Raw genomic sequence first — 5007 nt, forward strand, 5'->3', positions numbered from 1 at the left:
GAACGCACCACCCGTCTGGTCGTGCTGGTGCATATGCCCACGCGCCGCGCCGCGGTCGCAACCTCGGCCTTCGCCGGTGCGCTGAACGCCATCCCCGCGCCCCTTCGCCAGACGCTGACCTATGACCAGGGCAAGGAAATGGCCGGACATGCAGGCTTGGCTGCGCAGACCGGCATGCGCATCTTCTTCGCCGATCCGCACTCGCCCTGGCAGCGCGGCTCCAACGAGAACACCAATGGCCTGCTGCGCCAGTACCTGCCAAAGGGCAGCTCCTTGGCCGGGTGGGACCAAGACGACCTCGACCTTGTCGTCGCCAGCCTCAACGATCGGCCCAGAAAGACACTCGACTACGCCACGCCGAACGAGGCCTTCAACAGCCTACTTGCCAAACTGGCCAACGGGGGCAAGACACCGAACGGTGGTGGTGTTCGCTACGGATGTTGAATCCGCCCCCGCTTTGACGGCGGCCAGATCTCCTCCGACNTTGCATCGATGATCCTCGCCTGCCAGAGCGGGTCCGCACGGACGGTGTGACGGCGCAAGCCGTCACGCAATGCGGCCCAGTGCAACTATTGAGCAAACAAGTTGGCAATGTCCCCTTGATGACTTCGACCCCGGTCGGGTGATCGGCAGACACCAACTCTTCCGTCCCCAGCATGACCTATCCGTCTTACTGATTGGCAACGTTCATAGTTTCGTACTGCGAATAACGAAAACGTGTGTTAAGTTAGTGAGGTCAACCGAAGGTTAGAGATTCGTGGGCAAACTGGCTGCATTTCGCCCCACCCGTGAAAATCTTGCTTCCGACCTGGCGGGCCTTTCGTCGTCCTCGCGGCAAGTGGCCGGTTCTGAGGTCAGCATCCCATCGAATGACGTCGGTTCCGGTAACTCGGAGCAACCGGAGGCGGATCGCCTGACCGCATTAGCACGTCTGCTGTTCGCCACGCCCCATGTGCTGGCTTGGCTGAGCGAGGACACATCTGCCCTGCCTCCTGGGCCCGACGGCGATGCCACATCGACACGCTTATGGTCGTTCACTTCCCCGGGCATCACCATTGGCACCCTGCATCTGGCCTTTGCCACGACGCGGCCATCGATCACGAGCGACCAGGACCAACAACGGGTCAAGGCCCTGGCCGATGTCGCCACCAGCTTGGTGGAGGCACAACGCGACCGACGGCAAGCCAAGAAGATGATCGCGGAAAAGGAGCTGCTGGCGCGCGAAGCCGACCACCGGGTGGCCAACGGGCTGCAACTGCTTCACAGCGCCCTCATGCTGCAAGGCAAACTGGAAGACCACACGGCGACGCGGGCAGCATTGCAGACGGCCGCCCGTCGCGTCGGCGCCGTCGCCCGCGCGCACCGACACCTTCACCGGGCACCGTCCGAGGGACTGCGGGGTGGAACGTCGAATGCCGCTGCCTATCTCGGCACCCTGTTGAACGACATCAGCCAGCAGGATGAGGATAGCTACTCGGCGCCGAGCCGCTCCGTGGCTCTGCAGGTTGATCCGGGCGCGGCGGATGCTTTGCCGACCTCCCTGCTGCCACGCCTTGGGTTGATTGCCGCTGAACTGGTCGCCAATGCCCTCAAGCATGGCGCCGGTCCGATCACCGTCGCGGTGCGGCATGCGGCCAGCGCAGGGGCGGTCCTCGTATCCGTGTCAGATCTGGGACCGGGGTTCCCAGATGACTTTGTGCCTAAGGCGAAGAACGGCAAAGGGCTTGGGATGCGTTTGATCGCCGCGCTTTCTGGCCCCGACAGCGTCTGGATCGACCCGGCAAACCGTCGCCGCATCGTTGTTCAACTTGGAGGTTAGGTGGCGGTTGCGTCCAGGGTGGTGGTGTAAGAGCGATGGAGCCCGGGGCGCGAAGCGAAGCCTCTGGCGAGCGTAGCGGAGCGGCCACCGAGGTGATCCTTGGTAGGGTTTGGGTTGTCGAAGCCTTCAACCTGACACCAGGAGACCCCCTTAATGATCGACGACACGATGGTCCTGCGCGGCCTGCCTGAGAAGTCCTCCAATGCCGACCTGCTGTGCGAGATGAGCGGCTGATGGAGTTGGAGGCGGCTGGCCTGATCGGCGCCGCCCCTGGCAAGCGCAGCGAGAACTGGATCAACCAATGCAAGGGCTACCGGGATTGCGACTGACAGACCCGCGCCGGCACCGTTGAGCTGCGCATTTCGAAGCTCCGCCGCGGCAGCTATTTTCCGGCTTTTCTGGAGCCCGGCGCACCGCCGAGAAGGCGCTGACTACGAAGATCCAGGAAGCCGACATTCAAGGCATTTCGACGCGGTACGTGGCCGTGCCTCCGGACGTTGTGTAGGAGGTCGCCACCGTAATGGTGGCGGCCATCGCGCTAGTCCCCGCTAGGGTTGTGTTGCGACACGCGACTCTGGCCCAAGGCTTCGTGTGCACGGCGGAGAGAAAGTCGGCCATTGGAGCGGCGGCGTGATGCTGCTGCGGGCGGTGTAAAACGGCCAGTGGCAGGCGGTTCGCGGCATCGGCCTGCAACCGCCTGACAGTTCAGGGGTGGAGCGGAGTGGGCGATATTAGCAAACCCTCTCACGTTCGAGCACGCGCGTGTAGAAGACTTTGTGGAAATGACGACACCCCGCTCTACCCCCAGCCGTGGGATGCCTTGGCAGGCAGCGAACGCCTTCCTTCGGAACCCCGGCCCTTCAAGGCCGGCCAACTGTGAACATCAACGCGACGAAGCGAGCTAAAGGTACCAGGATCCGGTCGCTTCATAATTTGCCATCACAGCAGCGGAGGCAGCGGCCCAATCTACCGCCCCATCATGAGTGAAGGCGGCCCAAGGATCGCTTGAATTATCGGAAGGTTGGTCCGTTTCAATAGGGCCATCCTTTGGCGGCGTCACGCCGGGGTTGCCGACGACAAATTGCTGACCTCCCGCGCTGAACAGGGTCCCGCCTTGTTGGGTATCGACGCCGTTGAAGATGACGCCGTCAACATGGAGGTTGCGGTCCATATCCGGACCATCGCTCCCACCATTAGCCGGGACCCATAGATCGTTGAGGAAGCTAACTTCCACCGTATGCTGGCCGGAACTAAACGTGCCTCGGATGGTCAACGTATCGGACGTGCCTTCTACGTGCAGGGCCGACGCCGACTGCGTGCCACCGATCTGCTGGCCATCCACCGACACGGTGTACTGGGCATCGCCCTGGTAAGCGTCCTGGCTGATGTGCAGTACGATGCTGTCCTCGCCGCTGCCAATTGTGTCGCTGGTGCCACCGCCCCCATTTCCCGTCGGAGGCGCGACGACAGGGTCCGGTGTCGGCTGTACTGGATCCGGAGTAGGTGCCTGCAACCAATCGAAGCGAGCGGCGAAATCACCGGTCCAAGCCGCTCGGTCTTCATAAATGGTCATGGCGCCTTCGCTGCCTGCCCATCCAAAGCCCTGACCGTCCTAGTCTATCCAATACTTGTCTCCGGCCTGCTGAAACTCGCCGCCCCAGCTCCCGCTGGTCGGATCGTCATTGTTCGCCTCGCCGTCGATCAAATAAAATACAGTGTGCGAATCCCCCATCTTCAACCCGTCGCCAGGGTAGTTCGTGCCAAGGATATCGAGAGTATTTTCGTAGAAGAATTGCCCGAGCACGCCATGCCCTCGGGCATTGGTTTCAGCCCATATGTTGCCGGCTGGATCGGTTTGCTCACTGCCGGTGCTCTCCGGCGTCGCATAGACGCCGAAATGCGTGGAGTTTTCATTCACCCACCACAGATCGCCTTTGCCGGCAAAATTTTCCAGGACGTATTTGTAGGCATTTGGCTCCTGCTGCTCGCCGGCTACCGAGAGGAGCCTGACGGCGCCAGCAATCTCTGGTGCGTCGTGAAGCGCCCGGGCCATGTCACCGAGGCCGCCCCAAGTGGCGACATAGAGCTTCTCACCTGCAGCATCAGCCTCACGGGCCTGCTGAATGATGGCGTCCGACGCTTCGGTACGGTCCGGAATGCCTGAGGCTCCGGCGAGCGCCTGAGTGCCTTGGTAGGTGATGTCGTGCAGTGCGCTGGCAGATTTGAAACCGTCGCCATGCTGGGCGAGCACGCTTTGCTCCTGCCCGTATTTATCGATGACGTGGTGGATGAAGGATTCATTGTTGGCGCCTGGTTGCCACCAGGACGTGCTGGAGGCGATGCCCACGATATCGAACTTGTCCTGGTACATCAGGGCATGCACCAGGGACTGAACGTCGTCTTTATCACCTGCGGTGTGATTGACGCCCGTGATCATCTGCATGTCAGTCGAAATGAACAGCCTGGCTGTTGCCATGTGATCCCTGCCTTTCGTAGTCCGGTCGCATGTTTCTGCAACCGGACTGCCGAGCGAGCCTTCGCTCCAAGGATCATCTTCACCACAAATACGATAATTTCAATCTTGTAATTCTACTTCAAGTTGAATATCGGTATAGAATCAAATCCAATCTGTAGAATTGCCGGCACTCCGCCTATCAAACCCACCGGCCTAACTTCTGACCTGTCTTGCCCAATCAAGATCGGTGAGCGATGCAATGCGGCCGGTTTCGGCCAACAATCGGTTCCAGGCATCGATGATGGCGCCAGTGTCGGTGAAGAGCCGTACCGGTCGCGCAGGTACTGCCAGACCTTCTCGATGGCGTTCAGCTCGGGCGCATAGGGCGGCAAGTGGACCAACGAGATGTTGGAGGGCACCTGGAGCTCGTTGGCGGTGTGCCAGTCAGCATTGTCGATCAGCATTACGGCGTGGGTGCGCTCCGGCAGCAGGCCGCTGACCTCGGTGAGCAGCAGGTTCATGGCAGCGACCGAGACGTGCGGCAGCACGAGCGCGGCGCCGGTGTCGCGCGCCGGGCAGACCGCGCCGAAGATGTAGGCCGAGCGGTAGCGCTGATCCTTGACCATGCGTGGTCGCATGCCGCGCTGGAACCAGCGGCGGACCATGCGGCCCTTCTGGCCTACTCTGGCCTCGTCCTTACATGAGGGTTCGGTTGTCAACGATGGCTCTACAT

The 5007-nt window shown here is 61.4% G+C and carries 5 protein-coding genes and 1 pseudogene; 3 read left to right on the forward strand and 3 right to left on the reverse strand.

Translation table 11 applies throughout. The features are described from left to right. From QWZ14_RS07215 to QWZ14_RS07225, 3 genes and pseudogenes are all read left to right on the forward strand, one after another. A partial coding sequence (locus tag QWZ14_RS07215; RefSeq protein ID WP_290315953.1) for an IS30 family transposase occupies window positions 1–444 on the forward strand: 444 nt, incomplete at its 5' end. Window positions 445–757: 313 nt separating this feature from the next. Beyond that, on the forward strand, window positions 758–1819 hold the full coding sequence (locus tag QWZ14_RS07220; protein ID WP_290315954.1) for a sensor histidine kinase: 1062 nt from the start codon (window positions 758–760) through the stop codon (window positions 1817–1819). A 153-nt stretch (window positions 1820–1972) separates the two neighbouring features. Beyond that, window positions 1973–2300, forward strand: a pseudogene (locus QWZ14_RS07225) (transposase); the annotation flags it as partial. Between the two features lie 420 nt (window positions 2301–2720). Here the strand turns inward: QWZ14_RS07225 and QWZ14_RS07230 are convergent. The 3 genes from QWZ14_RS07230 to QWZ14_RS07240 all read right to left on the reverse strand — a co-directional run. After that, a complete protein-coding gene (locus tag QWZ14_RS07230) occupies window positions 2721–3392 on the reverse strand; it encodes a carbohydrate-binding domain-containing protein (protein ID WP_290315955.1) in 672 nt (223 codons plus the stop codon). Between the two features lie 39 nt (window positions 3393–3431). Next, window positions 3432–4295 carry a nucleoside hydrolase-like domain-containing protein gene (locus QWZ14_RS07235; protein WP_290315956.1) on the reverse strand — a complete coding sequence of 288 codons (864 nt, stop codon included), beginning with the start codon at window positions 4293–4295 and terminating at the stop codon, window positions 3432–3434. A 113-nt stretch (window positions 4296–4408) separates the two neighbouring features. Beyond that, on the reverse strand, window positions 4409–5007 hold a 599-nt coding region (locus tag QWZ14_RS07240; RefSeq protein WP_408903644.1), incomplete at its 5' end, for a transposase.

Source organism: Paeniroseomonas aquatica (assembly GCF_030409335.1).
Taxonomy (GTDB): domain Bacteria; phylum Pseudomonadota; class Alphaproteobacteria; order Acetobacterales; family Acetobacteraceae; genus Belnapia; species Belnapia aquatica.

Excerpts from the sequence above, each read along its gene's own strand:
- QWZ14_RS07230 (WP_290315955.1), bottom strand. The coding sequence starts at position 3,392 with ATGACCATTTATGAAGACCGAGCGGCTTGGACCGGTGATTTCGCCGCT.
- QWZ14_RS07235 (WP_290315956.1), bottom strand. The coding sequence starts at position 4,295 with ATGGCAACAGCCAGGCTGTTCATTTCGACTGACATGCAGATGATCACG.